The organism is Aquitalea sp. LB_tupeE (assembly GCF_013391415.1).
Lineage (GTDB): Bacteria > Pseudomonadota > Gammaproteobacteria > Burkholderiales > Chromobacteriaceae > Aquitalea.
In genome coordinates this window covers 1-1,445 of the sequence record NZ_JACAXB010000058.1, presented here as the reverse complement: position 1 = coordinate 1,445, position 1,445 = coordinate 1, and the positions used below count along the sequence as shown (strand labels likewise).

General features: G+C 63.9%; 1 protein-coding gene. It reads right to left on the bottom strand.

The window, feature by feature from the left end; genetic code table 11:
- On the bottom strand, positions 1-1,445 hold a 1,445-nt coding region (locus HWX34_RS20990), incomplete at both ends, for a type VI secretion system Vgr family protein (protein WP_178974151.1).

The following is a 1,445-nucleotide window of genomic DNA, read 5'->3' as shown; positions in this document are numbered from 1 at the left end:
GCGCCGTTTTGCGCTTCGGTGCTGATCAGCAGGCCGTGGCTGGCGCGGATGGCACCGTGCTGGTCGGTTCTGAGTTCGAAGCCTTCGCCGCGCGGCTGGGCTTTGCCATTGCTGCGCGGGTGGGTGAGGTAGCCCTGGTTGAGCTGGGTCTTGCCGGGTTCACTGGACAGCTTGGCGCGGACTTCGCCGGGGGTGTCGTCGAACAACAGTTCGTTGTACTGGCCGCCCTGGTGTTCTTTGGATTTGATGCCGGACAGGGTCTTGTTGGCCGGTAGCGCACCGGCACCGCTAAAGGCCGGGGTAGCGTGGCTGCCGTTGTACAGCACGCCGACAATCACCGGGCGGTCGATATCGCCTTCGATAAAGTCGACCAGCACTTCCTGGCCAATGCGCGGGATGAACTGGTGGCCCCAGCCCGCGCCGGCGCTGGGCATGGCCACGCGCAGCCAGCAGGAGGATTTGTCGTCCAGATTGGCGCCGATAGTGGGGTGTTCGTCTGCCCGCTGCCAGTGGAACTGCACCTTGATGCGGCCCAGTGCGTCGGTGTGCACTTCTTCGCCGTCCGGCCCCACCACGGTGGCGGTCTGGACACCTTTAGATGTCGGCTTGGCCTGCGTGCTGTTGGCGTAAGCCGGGGTAAGCGGGATGCCACGGCGCTGGGCGGTGATCTGGGTCTGGAAGGGGCTGCTGTCTGCTGTGCTGGCGTCATTGCCCAGCAAACCACGCAGTCCGCTGGCCAGATCGCCCGGCAGATTGTTGTTGGCGCGGAAGGTTTGGCCGGTGACGACGAATTCACGCTGCTCGCTGCTGTCGCCCTCGTGCGCCGGGTGCTCATCCAGGCGGAACCACTGCCCGGCCTGCAGGCTGCGTACCGAACCGCTGCCGCTAAACTGCTTGGCCTGCACATCGTGTGCTTGCTGACGCAGCTGCGCGTACTGGCTCAGCTGCTCGGCATCGCTGGCATAGTACAGCGACTGCGGGTCGTAATCCTGCAAGGTGGATTGCAGTGCATCACCACTGCGGCCTTGCTGGACGCGGGTCTGGTCGCCGGTGTGCTGGGTGCTCACCGGCTGGTAATCGAAACTGGCCAGTGCGACATTGCCCGATACCACCTGACGGGCGGCGCTCCAATCGGTGAGGCCGTCTTCCGCTTCCGTCGCATCGCTGCGATGAAAACGCACCCGCTCACTGGCAGCGGGCGGCAGGCTGTAAGCGTCATCGAACACCACCAGCTTGACCTGCGGATGCTCGCCATCCACATGCTCGAAGCGCCAGGCATAGCCCTCTTCGTGCAGCAGCCGCACGATGAAGTCGAAATCGCTCTCACGATATTGCAAACAGTAACTGCGCGGGCTGGCGGATGCAGTGTGGAACTCCAGCGTCTGCACCTGGGCAAACACCGGGTTATTGGCCTGATGCTCGGCCAGAATCTGCTTGACGATGTC